Source organism: Lelliottia sp. JS-SCA-14 (genome assembly GCF_035593345.1).
Lineage (GTDB): Bacteria > Pseudomonadota > Gammaproteobacteria > Enterobacterales > Enterobacteriaceae > Enterobacter > Enterobacter wanjuensis.
The window spans coordinates 52,140-69,729 of the sequence record NZ_CP141607.1; the positions used below are offsets into that span (position 1 = coordinate 52,140).

A 17,590-nucleotide genomic window follows, 5' to 3' on the forward strand; every position below is an offset into this window, starting at 1 on the left:
TTATTCTCCTTTCGGCCAAAAATATTCATCAGGAATCGAACGAGCACCAAAGATCGCCTGACCTACGCGCACGATGTTGGCACCTTCTTCAATAGCAATCTCGAAGTCACCTGACATGCCCATTGATAGCTGCAGGTTGCCATAAGCATCAGCAAGCTGATCGCGCAGTTTGCGTAACCGGATGAAGCATGCTCTGACGCGATCGGCATCAGAGCTGAATTCCGCAAGGGTCATCAGCCCTATTACCTGTAGGTTTTTTAATGGATTCAACTTTTCCATGAAGTCAACGACGGCTTCCGGTGCCAGACCAAACTTGCAGGGTTCTGCTGAAGTGTTCACCTGAACAAAAACATTGAGCGTCCGCCCTTCAATACGTAGTCGCCTGTCCAGTATTTCGGCCGTATTAAATGAATCCAGAGCCTGAAACTCACTGGCAAATCTGGCCACAAATTTGGCTTTATTTGACTGAAGATGACCAATCACTGACCATCTCAAATCGCTCAGCTCCGACATTGCTTGTGATTTTCGCCAGGCTTCCTGCACTTTATTTTCACCTAACAGTCTGCATCCCGCCTTGTACGCCATTCGAATGTGCGTCTCGTCCATTGTTTTACTGACAGGTAGAAGACGAACGTCTGATACCTTACGCCCTGAACGCTGGCAGGCTGACTCAATCCGTGATTGAACCGCAGCCAGATTGTCGATGAAATCCTGTACGCTTTCCGCACGCGGCCAGCGATTGTGCATTTCGCAAAGGGGCTGGGTGTCTGAGTTAGAGGATGGTTTGACAAAGTTTTCTGTATTTTTCATGGCGGATAGACAAGTGCTCCGTACTCACCTAATATTGTCCTAGGCTAAACACATATCTGAACCAGGTCAATGAATATAAACGGCAAAACAGCGGGTGATATTTTCGAACAGATTCGAGCAATGATTCAGGCAGGCGACCTTGTTGCCGGCATGATGCTTCCCACATTGCGTGAACTGGCGAGTGAATTGGGTATCAATCGTAATACGGTCGCCTTGGCTTATAAGCGACTGACGGACGCAGGTTTTCTCATATCCCGAGGCCGAAATGGGACTATTGTGCGTGATCCCACTATGCTCACGGATATTGAAGGTAGTGCGCCGGACCTTGTTCTTCGCGATCTGGCCAGTGGCAATCCTGCAGTTTCGATTCTGCCCTCTGTGAGCCTACTTGCCGTGCATATCCAAAGCACGCCGAGTCTGTACGGTGAAACCGTTATTCGTCCTGAACTTGAGGCTATAGGGCTTGAATGGCTAAAGTCCGATCTCAAATCACCTTTTGATCTAAATCTGACTAACGGTGCAGTTGATGCTATTGAAAGGGTACTTACCAGTTATTTGATTGCTGGTGATCGTGTTGCTGTTGAAGATCCTTGCTTCCTTAGTAGCATCAGTACCCTGCGCCACAACCGCTATCAGGCATCTCCTGTGGAAATAGATGAAGAAGGAATGAAAATTGAGTCGCTTTCACGACAGTTATCTGCTGGTGTGAAGGCGGTGATTATTACGCCACGAGCTCACAATCCAACCGGTTTTAGCCTTAGTGCTCAGCGTGCTGAAGGCATTCGCACTCTGCTGGCAAGTTATCCCCACGTTTTGGTGATAGTTGACGATCACTTTTCAATGCTCTCAACACATGACTATTACCACATTGTTCCGGAGAATATTCGCAATTGGGTACTCATCCGCTCCATTTCAAAGTCCTTGGGACCTGATTTGCGTATGGCCTTTGTCGCAAGCGATGCGGATACCTCACTGCGCCTGCGCCTGCGTCTGAATGAAGGGACTAGCTGGGTAAGCCATATTCTGCAAGATATGGTCGTTGGCCATATGCATTCATCTGGCTTCCAGAAGTCAATCTTGTCCGCGCGTGAGCGCTATTTTGAAAAGCGAGAATTGCTCACCAATGCCTTAAAACAACATGGTATCAAAGTTTCAGACCACCATGACGGCCTCAATGTGTGGATTCCTCTTGAACAGAACAGCGCTGCGACTGTTATGCAAATGGCTCTAAGGGGCTGGCTGATTAGAGGTGGGGAAGGTTTCGTCCTGAACAATGCTAGCTCCGGGGTGCGAATCACCATTTCAGACCTCGATGCAATGGAAATTAAACTAATCGTGAAATCACTGGCCGGGATTCTGACCCAGCAGAATTAGATTCTCACCACAAAAAAGGCCTGAACAGATCGGCCTCTTAATATGGAGTTATTTGTAATGCACGTTCATTTCATCGTACATGAAGATTTCGAAGCACCTGGTGCCTACGAAACTTGGGCCAGAAATCATGGACACGATGTGACATTCACTCGCGTTTATGCTGGTGATACATTACCAAAAGATGTCAAAGTCATTGATTTTCTTATTGTTATGGGTGGACCTCAGAGTCCGGAAACAAAACAGGAAGATTGTACTCACTTCGACTCTAAGAATGAGCAGTCATTGATTAATTCCGCTGTTAAAACTGGCAAGGTCGTAATCGGAATCTGCCTCGGGTCGCAGCTTATTGGTGAAGCATTGGGTGCACCTTTTGCCAACAGCCCTGAAAAAGAAATTGGTAAATTTCCTATCACACTAACTGAAGATGGCCGCAAAGATGAGATGTTCTCTCACTTTCCAAAGACGCTAGAAGTCGGACACTGGCATAATGACATGCCTGGCCTGACCCCAGATGCAAAAATCATAGCTTATAGCGAAGGTTGCCCGCGTCAGATAGTTTCATACTCAGATCGCGTCTTTGGTTTCCAGTGTCACATGGAACTTACACTGGACCTTGTAGAATTACTGATTGCTAATTCAGAGACAGATCTAATTTGCGCCGCAGATTTCCGCTTCGTTAACACTCCAGAAGAACTTCGTGCGCACGACTACGGCGAAATGAATCAGGTATTATTTGGCTTTCTGGATAAGCTGGAAGCTAGTTACAAGATAGGGTGATGAGAGCTTTTTTTAACTACTGAAACGCGAACGGATAAAAAAAAGATCTACGGAACGCGTGAAGAGCCCGTAGCGATATTTTTGATTACATCGAAATCTTTTATAACAGTAAGCGTCGGCATGTTTCGAGCGATCAGATGTCACCGGCTGAATATGAAAACCAGTATTATCAAGGGCTCGGAAGTGTCTAGATTATCCGTGGCGATTCACGATGATCTTACGCTTAAGCTGTTTGACTCTAATACGAATCAGCTTAATCCATTATTTATCAAGGATATACAGGCACTTGAAGAATACTCAGACTCAGGCGGGACGACTTTTTTAGGTCCGGTTTATTCTCAAGACAACTGGGAAACGCTGCAGAAAACTCTGGTACCGGTGCTCAAGCAGCGTATTAGAGACAAAACCGATTATGGCGGTAGCCCGTTCGTTTGGGTAGCTCCATCAGATCCCTACTGGTCAAAGAGCGCCCGATTTATCTCAAGCCTGAGCGATTTTCTTAACAGGTCGGCTACGAAGGATAACCGGCTGTATAAACCGGTGTTATTCAGGATGCAACTGATGCCTGGGTTGCAAGGCACTGGAAGCATGGACTTGGGCAATTCCACGCGCGCGCTAAAGGGCTAGTTGAAGGACTGTTAAATGGTAATGTTTAGATTCTTCATCTTGAGGATGAATTATCTGCTGTTATCTATCATATTTCTCAACCAGAAACGCTGTCTGTGACTATGCCATTGGGCTTCATTACAACGAACAAAGATGCAGTTAAGATTATTGGTGCGCTGATTACTGAATATATCAAAAGCACCTCTGATTTTGATAAGCCTCATGACTGTGGCGCAATTTCATCAATGGTTTAGAAATTGTTGCAGACTGATTAAAAAGGGCAATTAATTGCCCTTTTGTTGGTAAGCGTAAAGCCACTGTCGCCTGTGAATCTGGTCCCGGTATCCATAGGTCATAGTTCCGTCTAAACCAAATGGAACTCTATTCCTGTAAAACTTAGTCGTCCGCTCACACAGCAGGTGGCTGTATAAGCATAAATTCTTGACACAGAAATCACGTTTATGGGGTGAAGGCCGGCGTGTAAGGTTCAATTCAGTAGCCGTTCTGAACACCTGTCGCAAGATTTACCTCAACCGCCATTTTGGTCAATACCCTGAAAGCAATCAGGTAAATAATTACCCGTGTTAGAGAAAAAGGTGATCAATCGGTGATTACAGTCGATAGTGTAGGTAGGTAATGAAATGACACAAACAGATATTATAGCGGCCGTGGCATGTGCTATATCAGGGGTCGCCGCGCTATTTTCAGGAATAGCATTATATCAATCAGCAAAAGCAAACCGCAGTGCAAATCAGGCATCAGAGCGAGGTTTGAATATTGATTTAGTTGATTATCGTATGATATACGGAATGCATTCACATCAATAATGGATGAGTTCGATGCACAGAGATACGGGCCAGCAGATAACGATATTATTCAGGCAAAAATTACCTTCCGAGATGCGGGTATATTTTTTGGTAATGACGTAAGTGAATTTCTTACTGAGTTAATACGACAAATTAGTACCTATAGTGAGATATTTAAAACTAGGACAATGGGCCGTCTCATTTTTGACCCTCAAGGCGATGTTAGAGAGGAAGAGCAACGATTAGCACAAATAAGGCTATGGGTGACAGCACAGCGTAGGCCGGGCAATGACATGTTCGACAGAATCATGACTGTTTCATGATACATGCCAGACCCGGCCCCAGTGCCGGGTGTTTTATTTTCCTCACTACAATCGTCGCCACACCGTCCATTTCTCAATCTAGGACCCGTTTGAAAAATCTGCCCGCAAGAGGGCGCATGTGTGATGACTGGAAAGGGGAGCTGAGAATCAATTCCCGACACCGTAGCGAGACAATTTCACAACACGGTTCGATTGCCTGACTTCTCCAACCATGGGCTGAAGAAGTCAGGGGTAACTGATGTTATTCAGTCTTCAAGTGTTGAATTGTTTCGAACTCTATTATTTTTCCTGCATTTACCGGCAGTTTCACTAATGTTCATATCCAATCGAAGATCCTCACGCAGTATTGTTTTTGCATTAGCTAATAATTTAGCCCTGAATTTTTCGGTCCGTAAAGAAAGGTGCGCAAAAGGATTTTTTGTGTTCATGAGTGATCCATTTTATCCCTAATTTCAATACCGGTTACGTTTCCGGTGTCTGAATAACAGACCGATTTGTAGATAACCCTGAAGTGCTAACCCATCCCAGGAAGCTATCGTTCAAGTACAGCAGGGGCAAGTGAGGTGATGGGCCGTTGCGTGCTATGTACGTAACCAATAGCCTATGTGTTGTAGACGATATTATGGTATCGTTGGTGAGGCTTTACCATAAAATCCACTTAGCATAATTATCTTCAGTACAGTAACTAACTTTAGCTTATCATACTAGCTAAAACTTCTATTTTGGCGTTTATTCTAACGACCTTTTTGTACTGCCTATCTGACATGCTTTTCAATTCGGCATTATGACCAGGTAAGTCATTAATGAGTTCATCATAAACTTCCTTTTGCCCAGTGGTTACCTCTAGCTCGTGTTGATATTTTTTGAGCAAGATATTCATCATTTCATAATGACTGCAAATCGGACTGGTATTATTTTGATGAGCGGGCTCGGGCTCATTCTGAGCAATTAATTCTAAAGTTTGAGCATATTCATTAAAATCTACAGTCCGCGAATAAATATGCTGATATATGCCTCTTTTCCTTTTTTTAATCAATAACCCTTTTTTTACTAGGCTTTGAAGATGCCGATAGGAAAAGGCCATAGTTTTTGGCATATTTTTAGGGAAATTGAATTGTTCAACAAGTGCATGGGCCAGCTCACAAGTTGTAAACCCTTTGATATCGATACTAATTATCGCAGAAAAAATATAAGACTCTGCATTTACTACTCTGGTATTCATAGAACAATTAACAACCAAACGAGTGCTTAGGATTGCTAAGTATACAGCATTGGAAGATACTTAGACAATCTAAGCTATCTAAGGTCTATGAAGATGTGCACGTGTCAACTGAGAACCCAATACCTGCTCGACTCAAAGATGCCCGTACTACGGCGGGGATATCTCAACGGACGTTGGGGATTCTTGTTGGTTTTGATCCTGCGTCGGCCAGTAGTCGCATGAACCATTATGAGAAAGGTCGACATGTCCCTGATATTGATACGCTGCGAAGGATGGCTGCGGAGTTAAACGTGCCGTTGAATTATTTTTTCTGTGATGACCAGACGACGGCAGAACTTGCATTGCTCATCTCCCGGATGACAAAAGAAGAGCGAAGCAACCTTATCCAAGCACTCAAAATGTCATCGGGTATTAAAAAATGACATTCGTTTATTGTGAGCACCCCCGTTTTAGTTCCACGCATTTTTTGAGAGTTCCGAGTTTTCAGCTGTCTGCTGGCGAGACAGCTTCATTACCATCTGCTTTGCATAATCGCCATAGTGCGAACTTATGATGCCGAAAATGCCTGAGAGCGTGTTATCTGGGATTAGACCCAAGTTCCACAATCATCGCGAATTGATCAGTTCTCTAATGATATGCGGGGCTAGAAGGCTTTCTACCGGTATAACCGTATTGATTTTTACCGCTTTGACAATTTCAATCAATGAAAGGGTATTCTGCGCAAGCTGTGCGCGCAGCTCTTTATTCTCTTCCTGAAGCTGCTGATTACGACCAAGCAAAGCCTGACGAGTCTTACGATTCACATATTGCTGCTTTTCTTTGGGGCGAAGATTTAGAGGAGATAGTTGTTGATCGACATAGGCTGCAATAAGACGCTTTCGTTCAATGCTACTTAATGTACTTAAGCCGCCATTGATGATGCCTTTTGATTTAAGTCTCGCGTGTAAGCTTTTAGCTGAAATAGGCGATTTATCAAACCCTTCGATCAACATCAGTTGGAGTTCATGCTCGATCTGAGTATCCAATTCTTTACCACGCATCAGTCTTCTCCTTGTTTAATTTTTTGGTTCTCGAGCGCAAATAATTGAGCCAAAGTACGAATTTCACCTTCTACTTTCATCTCTCCAGACAGGACCACATGAGAGGGGATGACTTGCAACGAGTTTGAGCGCCTGCGTAATTCCTTAGTTAAGGCATCTAGCTGTGCTAGATTTTCCTGGATATTACCTTGCATTAGCTGGTTGTCCGGAAGGGCTGCGGTATACTGTTCGAAAGCAAGCGTAGCCTCGTTTAACGCTCGACCTTTGGCTACAACAGCAGAGTATTCATCAATACGACCGGTCAACGTGAAATGCTCACAGGACTTCAATGCCTGACACTTCATTCGATATGGGCATCCCCACAAGTTAATGTCCCTCATGCAGGACCCCAATTTCAATGGATGCAGTACCGCGTGCCTTTTCACCATTTCAGACGCTTGCGATGGCCCTTCGTTTTTACTTATTTCCTCGAACGCAGCGGCTATGTCTTCGAATAATCCATCGCCTAACGATGCTTCGATGAATCCTGCAACATCATCACGATTATCAAAGGTATGCAGATTCGCCTTTATATTGGTTTCCAGATTCTGCGTGCTGCTAAATACCATCATACCGTTTTGCTTTACCGCATCAAGTGGTGTAACAGCACCAACAGCAGTAGATATTACCTGCTCTTGTACGATCGGAACTAACGGAACAAGAGAAGCTGCCTTTCGCCGCTCTTTGAGAGCTAGATGCTGGTAATGTTTATTTTGAGCGATATCAACACGCCCCATCAGCATCGCTTGTAAGTGTTCTGAAATATCTGCAATTGCTAGAAAAGTGTTTATATTGTGACGGGGGATATGAGTACGAAGCTGGGTAGGGCGGCCATCATCTTCCAACAGATTGTACTTATCAAATATAGAAACATAGCCTTCAAAATTACCAAGAAACCTGTTCATACCATCATTACTTAACGGTAATGGTATCGTTTTCAGAGTCATGCGTCGCTTTAAAGTTAACGACCCCTTAGGGTACAAAAACAACAAATCTTCATATTTAGTTTCATACCTTTTACCATTGTCAACCCACGAATGAGTACAAGGAGTATTTGCATCGTTACCGTCAAATTCTTTTTTAAGATAACAACTAAGGTCTGATTTTGAATAATGGATTATCTTTCCTTTACCAGTGCTTGGAGTGATTCTTGTTGGTCGGCAGTCTCGTTTCGCTAATGCCTTCGAGACCTTATCGCGCAGTCCTGCACGGCCTCGAAGCTCTGATGAGGGTTGAACTATGTGTGCTACAACATCATCAAGTTCAATGAAATCCTCAGTAATGTCACTGATAGCCTTGGGTAACAGAATGCTATATCGAATTAGCCCACTATCAGTATTAGTGGTATCAATACGCAAGTCTCTAACAGCTAGCTTTGCCAACTGCACAGGGCGCGCCCCAGTAACATAACTTAATCCGAGTACTGAGGCATATTTGAGATCTCTAATGTTATAAGATTTACCTCTGACCAATGCCGTTGCCATTTCAAATAAACCTTTGCTTATCATGCTTTTTTCAAAAGGTTCGAGAATATTGTCAATGTCCTGATAAATATCCCAGTTATACGCATTTGGTCTGGGAATAAACTCAAGATCCTCATAGTCTTCCAAAGTGAATCCAGGGAACTCCTCAGAACAAAGGATCTTCAAGCCAAATAATATAGAATAGAAAGCCCTGACATCGAGGTCATCACTTTCTATATACTGTCGCAATATAAGTAATGTAAAGCCGCCATTTTCTCTGCAGTAACTGAATGCTTGTGTCCACTGATGTGATAGTACTGGTAAGAAAGTTGGGAACATCGTTGATGCATATTTGAAACAAAAATACTTCAAGAGCGTATTTGTTAACTCATCAAGCTTAAAATAAACATACCGTTTACTTCCGGAATAATAAAAAACCCATTTATCACCCTCGTTATGAATATGCTTATCATCAAAATCGCTGCTGGATTTCAAAAAAATGTTTTGGGGAATAACTAAAGATTCTAATTTTGAAGAAAGATTCTGATCATACATTCCAGAATCTTGCGGGAGAAGTGTGTTAGGCTTAAACTCCATTAAACAACTCCTTTATTAAGCAATCGAAATCAGAGTCATGTTGCAATATTCGCTGGATGTTTGCTGCATTAGCTTGCTCAGATAAAAATCTTTTGGCGTAAAGATCAGGCATTTGGCTTTTTATGCTCCAACCACCAAGCAAACGGAGAGCCTCTTTTGCCTCATCCATCACCCCTATTGAAAGTGAGTTTTTGACGAAATCATTACCGGAGCCATTGAATCTTTTATTTTGCAAATGATATAGTTTCTTTAAAGTTAAGTAAGCCCATGTATGCCGTGTAACATGAGGTGTAAATTTCATTAGAGCATCAAAGCGTTCAGCTGATTTGCATTCAGGATAGTTAAGTGAAAAAACCTTATCTATCTCAGAGAAAATCAAATGCACTGCATTATAGGATAACGGGCTTTCAGGGTTTTGACTTGATGCAAATATGAAGTCATGAGTCATTGAGTTTTTTCGAATTTTTTGCATGTAAATCATAAGGAATTCATAATCTATTTTGTCTAGTTCCAAAACTCGATGCGAATACTCATTTTTTAATGATGGTGCATGTATTCTTGGATCAGTCATATTGCGAGGCATGCTAATGATTAAGCTAAATTTATCTCCTTTGATACTAGTTTTAACCGACGCGCACTCTAACAATAACAGCTCACCAACACGCAGCCCATAGTTGAGCATTAACCGCATAATTAAATAATTGCGAAGCTGAATAAATCCAGAAGGGAAGGGGTTTAGAAAGTTATTTTTATGTTTTGAACTTGGTACGACTATGCGATATACATTTTCAACCATATCACCAGTCATACTCTGAAATCCTTGAATGACTCGAGAATAATACTGCTGATTGCCTCTTTCCAGAGTTTTAAACTCATCTTTGCATATCAGCAATCGAGTGTTGAGACGGGATGCATGACGAGACAGTTCTTTGGGCGTTTCATTTCGATAGTACGGAGATACATAGGTAGCGATCAGGTAGCCTATGAATCTAATCACTGCACGTACTCTAGCGGCATTTGTCATGCCGCTAGAATGTTTAAATGGCAGAGCTTTTGGTACGAAGCTGACTAGGCGACCATTTTCTAAGTATTGAAAAAAGTCGGCCATCTCATGAATGGCGATTGCAGGGTCATGTCCGGAGCAGTAAAAGCTATAGCAGAATGTGGTTCTATGCTTCATGAACCAGAACTCATAAAAAAACTTAATCGCCTGGAGAGAAGCTGATTGAGTTGAAAGCGAGCGATACTCCAGATGGTCAACTAGATACCTAAGCGGATAAAGTGCTGGCAAACAGATTTTTACATCCATCAGAATCCAGTGCCTTCGGCCGTTTGAACTTACAATCTGGGTAAGTGAGTACATAGAAACACCCAACAATCAGCATGAGGTGAAGTAAATGTACGACAGACCTAATGCAATAAAAGGGAGGTATCTCAAAATTCACAACATGCTGATTTCTGTGGCCGCACGAGTGAACCATGAAGTAATAGACCCATGGAGGTTATTTAACATAATGTTTATTAAGCGCCGTAAGTGATTGATTTATAAATGGTTTTAAGATTCACACACTTACATTACGGAACTACGGCTGAACATGCTAATGGCGCAGAGCTATGGCTATGAGCTACATTGCCGGACAGCGCTCAACAGAGCTTGTTCCTGGCGTAATTGTTGGCCCGGTAAAATGAGGCTGTCGTCTGATGATGTTTGCATCCAGCACCGCGCGCGCTCTCGCAACATATTCACGGACTGTCCCCAGTACACGTTGTTGAGCTGCTGGTACGTCTGCCGCATTTAGCCCGACGGCATCAATTCCATAGTGCTGTGCCAGGTAGATGGCGCGCTGGTTCTGAAACTGCTGCGAGATTATTGTCACCCGGGTCTGGCCAAAGACATCTCTGGCCCGCAACACCGAATCGAGAGTCGTAAACCCGGCATAATCGCAGTAGATCGCACTTTCAGGGACACCTTTGTCGATGAGCGCTTTTTGCATCTCCTGAGGCTCATTGTAATCAGCGTGCTGGTTATCCCCGCTGACGATCAACCATTTGACCTTCCCAGCCAGGTACGCCCTGGCCGCAGAGTCGATCCGGTTACGAAAATACGTGCCACCCGGCCGTGTCCCGGGTACCAGACCTACAGCGCGGTAAGGTAGTTTATCGACCGTATCCCGGACTGACGCCCGGGTCGTCGTTTCCACCTCGCTATTGGCGTACAGAACGAAACCTACGGCGCTTATGCCAAACAGAATGATCAGGCTGATGATTTTTTTGTTCAGAAATCGCATTGCTTTCCTGCATTTACTCATTGGCGTGACTGGTTTTTACCAAGGGTGCATCACCTTTTTGCGACGACACCTGCTCCAGCACATGGATCAGCGAGTCCAGATGACGTGCCGCCTGCTCGATGTTCGCCTGAGGCGCATTTGTCTCTCCTGCAGCAGGTACCAATTGCCGCAGCTGTTCCTCAACCGGAACCGCGCTGGCGAACGTGCTGGTGATACGCCAGACGATCGTCTTCAGCTCGCTACCGGTCATGTACTTGCCTTTCTGCCTGTCCAGCGCATCCAGCTGCGCCGACAAGGCCCGGAGTTGTGCCATTCCGTCATGCCAGCCTGTCAGTTCACTCGCGGGCAGCGTCCGGCCTGCCTGATATTGCTCCCAGCGATTGACCAGTGCCCGGGTTGCAGGATCATCAGGCCACAACGCCTTAGCCTGCGACACCAGGCCCTGACCGTAGCGGAGTCGCCAGCCGGGTGCCAGCGTGGTTATCCAGTTGACCTGACTGGACATGCGCGCAAGCCACATCCCGGAGTGAGTCTTGCTGCTTTCAGTCCCGCGAAAGGCTTCAATTTGCGCCGGCGTCATCGCCTCCGGTACCCAGGCGACAGATGCCGCCATTGGCAGGGTCGCTTTATCCGGGCGATGGACAACCTGCCAGCCGAAGACCGTGGCCGCGCTGAGCACCAGTGCGGTCGCCATGCCGGCTACAAAGACAGGCCAGCGTTTCGGCGGCACCGGCTGTTCTTCAGTGACCTGAATGGCCACTCCCGGCGCTTTCTGGATGACATACACCAGGCGGCTGGCCGGAGCGTCTTCAGCAATGACAACGTCCTGTCCGGGTACCGTGTTCCCGACGGGCTCATCCCCAGGCTGAGGAGAGTTCTCCAGCCGGCCTAACGCGCTGCGTATCAGCTGCATCACCGGGTTCATCTGGCAGGCATGTTCCAGTTCCTGGCGTCTGAGTATGTCCTTCATCTCCAGCAGTCGCTTTTCAGCGAGGACCAGAGCCGGAACATCTGCAGCGCCCAGCGAAAAGGTGCGAAAAAGTTTTTGCACACGCTGCAGGAGGCCGTTGATTATCTCAGCCCGGGCATGTGCCGGTTGTGGCCAGAGCTGAGCCCACTGATGGCTCAACAGCGCAGTCAATATGGCCAGACCTTCGTTCAGGCCACTGACCCGTGCCAGATGGCTGCGCGCCAGGGTATACCAGGCGCCGGTCTGCAGCTCCACACCGTTGATTTCAAACAGGGAAAGCGACAGCTTTTCCACCTGCTTCCAGTCGACATCCGGGCGTGCCGGATGCGTCAGCTTACTCATCTCATCGCGCAGTGCCATAAACTCAGACAATGAACGCGGATCGCCACCGGTTCTCACCTGGCGGGGTTGTTCGTCATGCATGTTGGGGTGTCCGTGGGCATAAATGCGAGCCGGGCTCACAATCAGGTGCAGGGGCTACTCGGGGAGCAAAGGTGCGATCATCGTAAAGAATGCCTCTTCATCAAACCGGGCAGGATTTCCGTTCTGCGCTCCTGCCGGGCACCAGGTCCAGTTATCCTGCTCGCCACTGCGCATAAACAGCCGGTACAGGGGACTGATTTTGCCATCTGCAGTCAGGCAAACCTCAATACAGCCGGTTACGCCCTGCCCGTACAGAAAAATAGGGGTAAACCGGATACTCCGCTGCGCATAGTGCAAAGCAATTCCCGGAACCGGAAACGATGTGCCACCAATCAGAAATTCAATCAACGAAGTTGCGGTAGCTTCGGTACGTATCTCTGTACCGGCAAGCCACTCATCCATAGACTCATGAAGCAGGCTTATCCGCTGACGAAATGCCGCAATATCCGCTTCGGCTTTCGTGTCAAAGGCGGTGCTGCGCGGGTGTTGATCCTGCAACTTCTTCAAAAAACGGGCTTTTGCCGACATACTTTCACTGTCCGTCAGGAGATTAGAGGCGGGTCTGTGCGTCAAGATACTGTTGCTGTTTGAGGTGACGTATCAGCACGCGACCTTCAGGCATAAATTCCGTGCCATAGCGCACCAGGCCGATGCCTTTCAGCTCGGCATCAATGGCATAACGCAGCTCACCGGGAATGTCCTGCTCAAGCAGAACCACGTCGATTTTCTTAAGCCGCGGTTCGTACTTCAGCAGTACAGACGACAGGGTCCCCATCAGTTCATGGGCTGTACCCGGCATCCCCTGCAGGATTTTGGTCATATCCGGCAGGCCGTAGTCAGGCAGATGCGCCAGCGTACCGGCGCGGCAGTTGAGCACCCGCTGCATGTTATCGAGCACCGATAAAATCACCTGGTTCTCCTCACTGACCTGGCTGAGGCTCAGGCCGCCGGAGAAATTCCCGCTCAGCATTTCATACAACGATGGCGTGTTGTGTCCCTGTGGCATCAGTCATCCTTCAGCGGCTGTAACGTCAGGTGGTTATTTCCGGCTTCCAGAATGCGGGCCTTATCCGGATCGAGATCTTCACGTTTGAGAACCTGCTTCCAGGTGTTGTTGACCATATCCGGGTGACGGAACAACCCGACCACGGCGACAAACTGCGCATCTTCTTCCATGGGCATATCAAGATTTGCATCACCACCCGGCTTTACCACCACATCGCGGGTGGCCAGCAGGTCGGCCTTCAGAATGGTGTCGCCGTCTTTCAGCAACTGCTGGTAGACCGTTTTGTCGAATGCTTTGCGGTCTTTCAGCTGGTAAATACGGACTACCACCGGCTCGGACAGGGAGTTACTCTCTCGCGCATCGGTGTTCAGTGCTTCGCGCGCCGTGAAATCAAGATGGAGCACTTTAATTTTCTTGTAAAACACCGCGGTATAGACCGATTTGGTACCATCTGCGACGCCCTGCGTCACCCCACAGCCAGTCAGGCTGAACGCCAGCAGTGCAGGCAGCCAGCACGCGGGTTTAATCAAACTTGTACGTAACACGTCGGTTTCCTTGTTGTGGTGTTGCGGGCTGCAGGCCGGTGTAATAGCCCAGTTCCGTCGTAAAGGTCTGCGGGATATCATCCGGGAGGTCTTCGCCATCCGCGCCCAGTACTCCATTCATCCCCAGCCAGAACGGGCCTTCGCCGAGCGGCGGTGCGGCCAGCAGACGGGTGGCGGTGGTCAGGGTGATTTTTGCCTTGAAGCGCCAGCCCAGATACACCCGCAGCATCACGAGGAAGTCCTGATACAGCAAGCCATCCGGTTTCCAGCCCTGTGATTCCTGTTCGTTATCGCTGGACAGGGCAATCAGCAGCTGACTGTTAGCATCCATCGCTTCTTCACCCAGCGGGGTGTTGCCATCCAGAAGAAAATCGTCATCACCGTAAAAGCCCAGCGGCTGACTGACCTCCACCGGCCGCAGGCAGTACGGACTTACCTGTACGGTGGTGTCCGGTGCCAGCAGGCTCACCAGCGCCTGCATCCCCTCCTGGGTTTTACCTGGCTGCTGCAGTACGCCAAGCAGCGACAGAAAGCGCGATACCGGGGTGGCGATGTGCTCAGCGGTGCCCGGAATGCCCAGCCCCACCAGACCCAGCAGCGACTGCGAAATGCTGTCGGTGCCGCCAGGCTCAAACGTGGCCGGGTAAGAGTATTTACGCCAGATGCGGTAAAACTGCGTCAGGATGCGGTGGCTGAAGATATCCAGAAAGCCCTGCAGCGCCTCATGCCCTTCGCGGCGCTGGGTGATGTCATCAAGGTAGGCTGTGGGCAAAGGAGAATCGACACCGTACATCCCCATAAAGGTCGTGCGGATGAGCGGTGGCCTGCTGTCATCATCCTCGTCATATTCGACAGCCTTCAGTTCGCTGGCCGGGAAACCCATCCCCGGATGTGGCGCAAAGCGCACCGGGTCATCCGCCGGATGACTGGTCGAGCCCATCAGCGGCCTGCCCGGGTTACGTTTCTCCAGCAGCTGACATAAACGGTAAAAATTGATGCGGTGAAGGTCGGCCTCCAGCCGCGGGGTCAGCCGGGAATGCGGCGGTTGTGCTTCTCTTCCCATTCCAGGCGCTCTCCGGTCGGTTGCAGGATGATAATCAGGCGATTAAACAGATAAATGTCGGTGTAGAGTGCGAAGAAGCGGCTCAGCATCTCGCCGAACAGACAGATATCACCGCGCCCGGCAAAGCCGTGGCTGTCCAGCGTCACCTCAATTTGCACACCGCGTACCAGGTAGCCCTGCTCAAACCGCTCGGTTTCGCTGTGCTTCACGTCAATGATGGCTTCCAGTCGGCGGCGGTTCATCTCGCTGTCGGTCCATTCGTACAGCGCCAGGGTACCGCGCAGCACATCGGCATTATCCATCATCGACAGGAATCCGCTGCCGAGGTGACTCAGCACGCGCCAGTGGAAACGGTCCTGCGCCGGCGGATAACAGGGCAGTGTCGGCGCACACAGGTTACGCACGGCGATACTGGCCGAGGTGGTTTTCATCACCGTATCCAGCACCGTGCTCTGCAGTGCTCGTCGAGGCAACTGGCCATTAGTGCCGGTAAGCGTCAGGGACAGACTTTCGTCTTCCGGTACCGTATGGTTATCAAAGGCTTCACCGCCAAGGATAAGCCATGTGTTATGCAGGCCCGACGGGCCACGGCGCACGCGGGTGTGGTAGTAATATTCCGGCGCTTCATGACGCATCATTCCACCTTTGTGGCGGAAGCTCGAAAACGGCACGTAGGTGTGCTGGCTTGATGACATCACCGAATCCACCGCGTATATCTCGGTATGACCATCCTGCACGCGCATTGGGCGCAGCATGTATTCTGTCTGCAGGGAGTTGAGCGTCAGCGGGTCAGATTCCAGCGGGAACAGGTTAATCACCGGCACACAGTTCAGGCGCAGATGCTTTTCGGTAAAGCTGAAATCATGCTCCCAGCGCTCCGCCAGCACCACGTCAATTTCAAACCATGGGAGCTCAGCCGGAAAGACCACGGTCTCCAGCCCACGCAGCCCTGTGAACATGAATTTTTCACGGAAGGTGAAGTACTCCAGCAGCAGCTGATAGCCGCTAAAGCTGCTGCTTCCCTTCGGCCACAGGTCATCATCGTCGCCAAAACCCAGCGCGGTGAAATACCCGTCGAGCGGTCTTCTGTCCATGTTACCCGGCATCCGCAGCCAGAGACGCGCCGTGTTCATGGTAAAAACTTCATGCATGGCGCAGGCCAGCGGTGCGTCTGCGTTGAAGTAGAACGGGAGCTGGCTGAGATCGACACGGCTCCAGTCGGCCAGGTGGCTGCAGTTAAAGCGCAACGTGATGACCGAACGGCCATCCGGATCGGTCGCCAGTCGGGCACTCTCAAGCGACAATGGCTGAAGGGTAATCTCTTTGGTTGTGGTATACCGGCAACGCGTGCCCTTCTCACCGATCGGCCGGGAGTTCACCTCAAAGCCTTTGACGATGCGCATCTGCTCTTTCATCTCACGCCAGTCAGGGGTGAACTCCACCACCGACATTGACGGAATGGTACGCAGGTAATGCGGCCACAGCAGGCTGACCAGCCCTTCGGTTAGTTCAGGCAGGTCGTCATCAAGCTTCTCACGCAACCGGCCCATCAGGAAGGCAAAGCCCTCGAACAGTCGCTCCACGTACGGGTCGCGCGCCCCCGCTTTATCGAGATTGAGCATTGCCGCCTGCTCGGGGTGAGCACGGGCAAACTCTTCACCGGCTTCCAGCAGATAGCGCATTTCAGCGTCATAATAACGCAGGGTTAAATCATCCATATTTATTCTGCTTAGTAAATTGCTGCGTGTTAAACACTGAAGCAGACTCCGGGAGTCTGGCACGGGTAATCATATAAAAAAGTGAACCATCAATGTTGAGTACAGAGGGACGGTTCTATGGCATATTTTTTTGCCATGCCAGGCATCCAACCCGAAGGGATCCCCTGACATTCTGTGTAACCTTTATGCATTAAAGATGCTGTGTATCTTTCTGAAAAGATAAACATTCCCAGGACAGTTAACCCTAAGATGACAAACGTGGTTTTCAGTAATTTTTTACCTGATGCAATGGTTATCTGCTTCCCAGTAAAAATAACAGGAAATATCATCGCCAATAACGGTGAGAAAAATAAGAAAAATGCGGCAGCAAAAGTCACCCAAAAAGAGAAGTTAACGACATCGGGGTAAGAAAGGTATTCACACAACTTAAAAATACCGAGATATGAAATTCCGGCGGAAATCGCCAGGAAGAATATCACCCCGAAAAATGCAGTTACACGTTGTTTAAGAGGGTACATTA

Annotated in this window: 18 protein-coding genes and 1 pseudogene; 6 read left to right on the forward strand and 13 right to left on the reverse strand. The window is 48.2% G+C overall.

Translation table 11 applies throughout. The annotated features are described in order from the left end of the window. Complete coding sequence (locus U9O48_RS23075) at window positions 1–810, reverse strand: YggS family pyridoxal phosphate-dependent enzyme (RefSeq protein WP_324724521.1); 810 nt, start codon at window positions 808–810, stop codon at window positions 1–3. A gap of 69 nt (window positions 811–879) precedes the next feature. Here U9O48_RS23075 and ptsJ point away from each other — a divergent pair, with 69 nt between their 5' ends. The 5 genes and pseudogenes from ptsJ to U9O48_RS23100 all read left to right on the forward strand — a co-directional run bounded on the left by ptsJ (window position 880) and on the right by U9O48_RS23100 (window position 4,696). Continuing rightward, a complete protein-coding gene (ptsJ, locus tag U9O48_RS23080; RefSeq protein WP_324724522.1) occupies window positions 880–2,184 on the forward strand; it encodes a transcriptional regulator PtsJ in 1,305 nt (434 codons plus the stop codon). A 57-nt stretch (window positions 2,185–2,241) separates the two neighbouring features. Beyond that, window positions 2,242–2,961 carry a type 1 glutamine amidotransferase gene (locus U9O48_RS23085; RefSeq protein WP_324724435.1) on the forward strand — a complete coding sequence of 240 codons (720 nt, stop codon included), beginning with the start codon at window positions 2,242–2,244 and terminating at the stop codon, window positions 2,959–2,961. A gap of 16 nt (window positions 2,962–2,977) precedes the next feature. Next, a pseudogene (locus tag U9O48_RS23090) lies at window positions 2,978–3,152 on the forward strand (IS3 family transposase); the annotation flags it as partial. Next, window positions 3,115–3,588, forward strand: coding sequence for a hypothetical protein (locus tag U9O48_RS23095; RefSeq protein WP_324724436.1), 474 nt, complete (start codon window positions 3,115–3,117; stop codon window positions 3,586–3,588). The pseudogene U9O48_RS23090 and the gene U9O48_RS23095, both read left to right, overlap by 38 nt. 805 nt (window positions 3,589–4,393) lie before the next feature. Further along, the gene (locus tag U9O48_RS23100; protein WP_324724437.1) at window positions 4,394–4,696 is read left to right on the forward strand and encodes a hypothetical protein; all 303 of its coding nucleotides are present in this window, start codon (window positions 4,394–4,396) and stop codon (window positions 4,694–4,696) included. A gap of 691 nt (window positions 4,697–5,387) precedes the next feature. Here the strand turns inward: U9O48_RS23100 and U9O48_RS23105 are convergent. Beyond that, the gene (locus U9O48_RS23105) at window positions 5,388–5,918 is read right to left on the reverse strand and encodes a hypothetical protein (protein ID WP_324724438.1); all 531 of its coding nucleotides are present in this window, start codon (window positions 5,916–5,918) and stop codon (window positions 5,388–5,390) included. A 101-nt stretch (window positions 5,919–6,019) separates the two neighbouring features. Here U9O48_RS23105 and U9O48_RS23110 point away from each other — a divergent pair, with 101 nt between their 5' ends. Beyond that, window positions 6,020–6,340: a helix-turn-helix transcriptional regulator gene (locus U9O48_RS23110; protein WP_324724439.1), complete on the forward strand. Its 321-nt coding sequence runs from the start codon at window positions 6,020–6,022 to the stop codon at window positions 6,338–6,340. Between the two features lie 183 nt (window positions 6,341–6,523). Here the strand turns inward: U9O48_RS23110 and U9O48_RS23115 are convergent, their stop codons facing one another. From U9O48_RS23115 to U9O48_RS23165, 11 genes are all read right to left on the reverse strand, one after another. Then, window positions 6,524–6,958 (reverse strand): hypothetical protein, encoded by a 435-nt coding sequence (locus tag U9O48_RS23115; protein WP_324724440.1) that lies wholly within the window; start codon window positions 6,956–6,958, stop codon window positions 6,524–6,526. Then, a complete protein-coding gene (locus U9O48_RS23120) occupies window positions 6,958–9,057 on the reverse strand; it encodes a hypothetical protein (protein ID WP_324724441.1) in 2,100 nt (699 codons plus the stop codon). The genes U9O48_RS23115 and U9O48_RS23120 overlap by 1 nt, the downstream gene beginning before the upstream one ends. Continuing rightward, window positions 9,047–10,366, reverse strand: a complete 1,320-nt coding sequence (locus U9O48_RS23125; RefSeq protein ID WP_324724442.1) for a site-specific integrase — start codon at window positions 10,364–10,366, stop codon at window positions 9,047–9,049. Before U9O48_RS23125 ends, U9O48_RS23120 begins: the two co-directional genes overlap by 11 nt. 316 nt (window positions 10,367–10,682) lie before the next feature. Beyond that, entirely contained in the window at window positions 10,683–11,345 is a 663-nt protein-coding gene (locus U9O48_RS23130; RefSeq protein WP_324724443.1) for a SanA/YdcF family protein, read from the reverse strand. A 13-nt stretch (window positions 11,346–11,358) separates the two neighbouring features. Beyond that, window positions 11,359–12,738, reverse strand: coding sequence for a VasL domain-containing protein (locus U9O48_RS23135; protein WP_324724444.1), 1,380 nt, complete (start codon window positions 12,736–12,738; stop codon window positions 11,359–11,361). Between the two features lie 54 nt (window positions 12,739–12,792). Continuing rightward, window positions 12,793–13,266 (reverse strand): hypothetical protein, encoded by a 474-nt coding sequence (locus U9O48_RS23140; RefSeq protein WP_324724445.1) that lies wholly within the window; start codon window positions 13,264–13,266, stop codon window positions 12,793–12,795. Between the two features lie 22 nt (window positions 13,267–13,288). After that, the gene (tssE, locus tag U9O48_RS23145; RefSeq protein ID WP_324724446.1) at window positions 13,289–13,744 is read right to left on the reverse strand and encodes a type VI secretion system baseplate subunit TssE; all 456 of its coding nucleotides are present in this window, start codon (window positions 13,742–13,744) and stop codon (window positions 13,289–13,291) included. Further along, a complete protein-coding gene (gene tssJ / locus U9O48_RS23150; protein WP_324724447.1) occupies window positions 13,744–14,289 on the reverse strand; it encodes a type VI secretion system lipoprotein TssJ in 546 nt (181 codons plus the stop codon). Before tssJ ends, tssE begins: the two co-directional genes overlap by 1 nt. Continuing rightward, window positions 14,267–15,352 carry a type VI secretion system baseplate subunit TssG gene (gene tssG / locus U9O48_RS23155; RefSeq protein ID WP_324724448.1) on the reverse strand — a complete coding sequence of 362 codons (1,086 nt, stop codon included), beginning with the start codon at window positions 15,350–15,352 and terminating at the stop codon, window positions 14,267–14,269. The genes tssJ and tssG overlap by 23 nt, the downstream gene beginning before the upstream one ends. Beyond that, a complete protein-coding gene (gene tssF / locus U9O48_RS23160) occupies window positions 15,316–17,070 on the reverse strand; it encodes a type VI secretion system baseplate subunit TssF (RefSeq protein WP_324724449.1) in 1,755 nt (584 codons plus the stop codon). Before tssF ends, tssG begins: the two co-directional genes overlap by 37 nt. A gap of 89 nt (window positions 17,071–17,159) precedes the next feature. Beyond that, entirely contained in the window at window positions 17,160–17,588 is a 429-nt protein-coding gene (locus U9O48_RS23165) for a hypothetical protein (protein WP_324724450.1), read from the reverse strand. Between the last annotated feature and the right edge of the window lie 2 nt (window positions 17,589–17,590).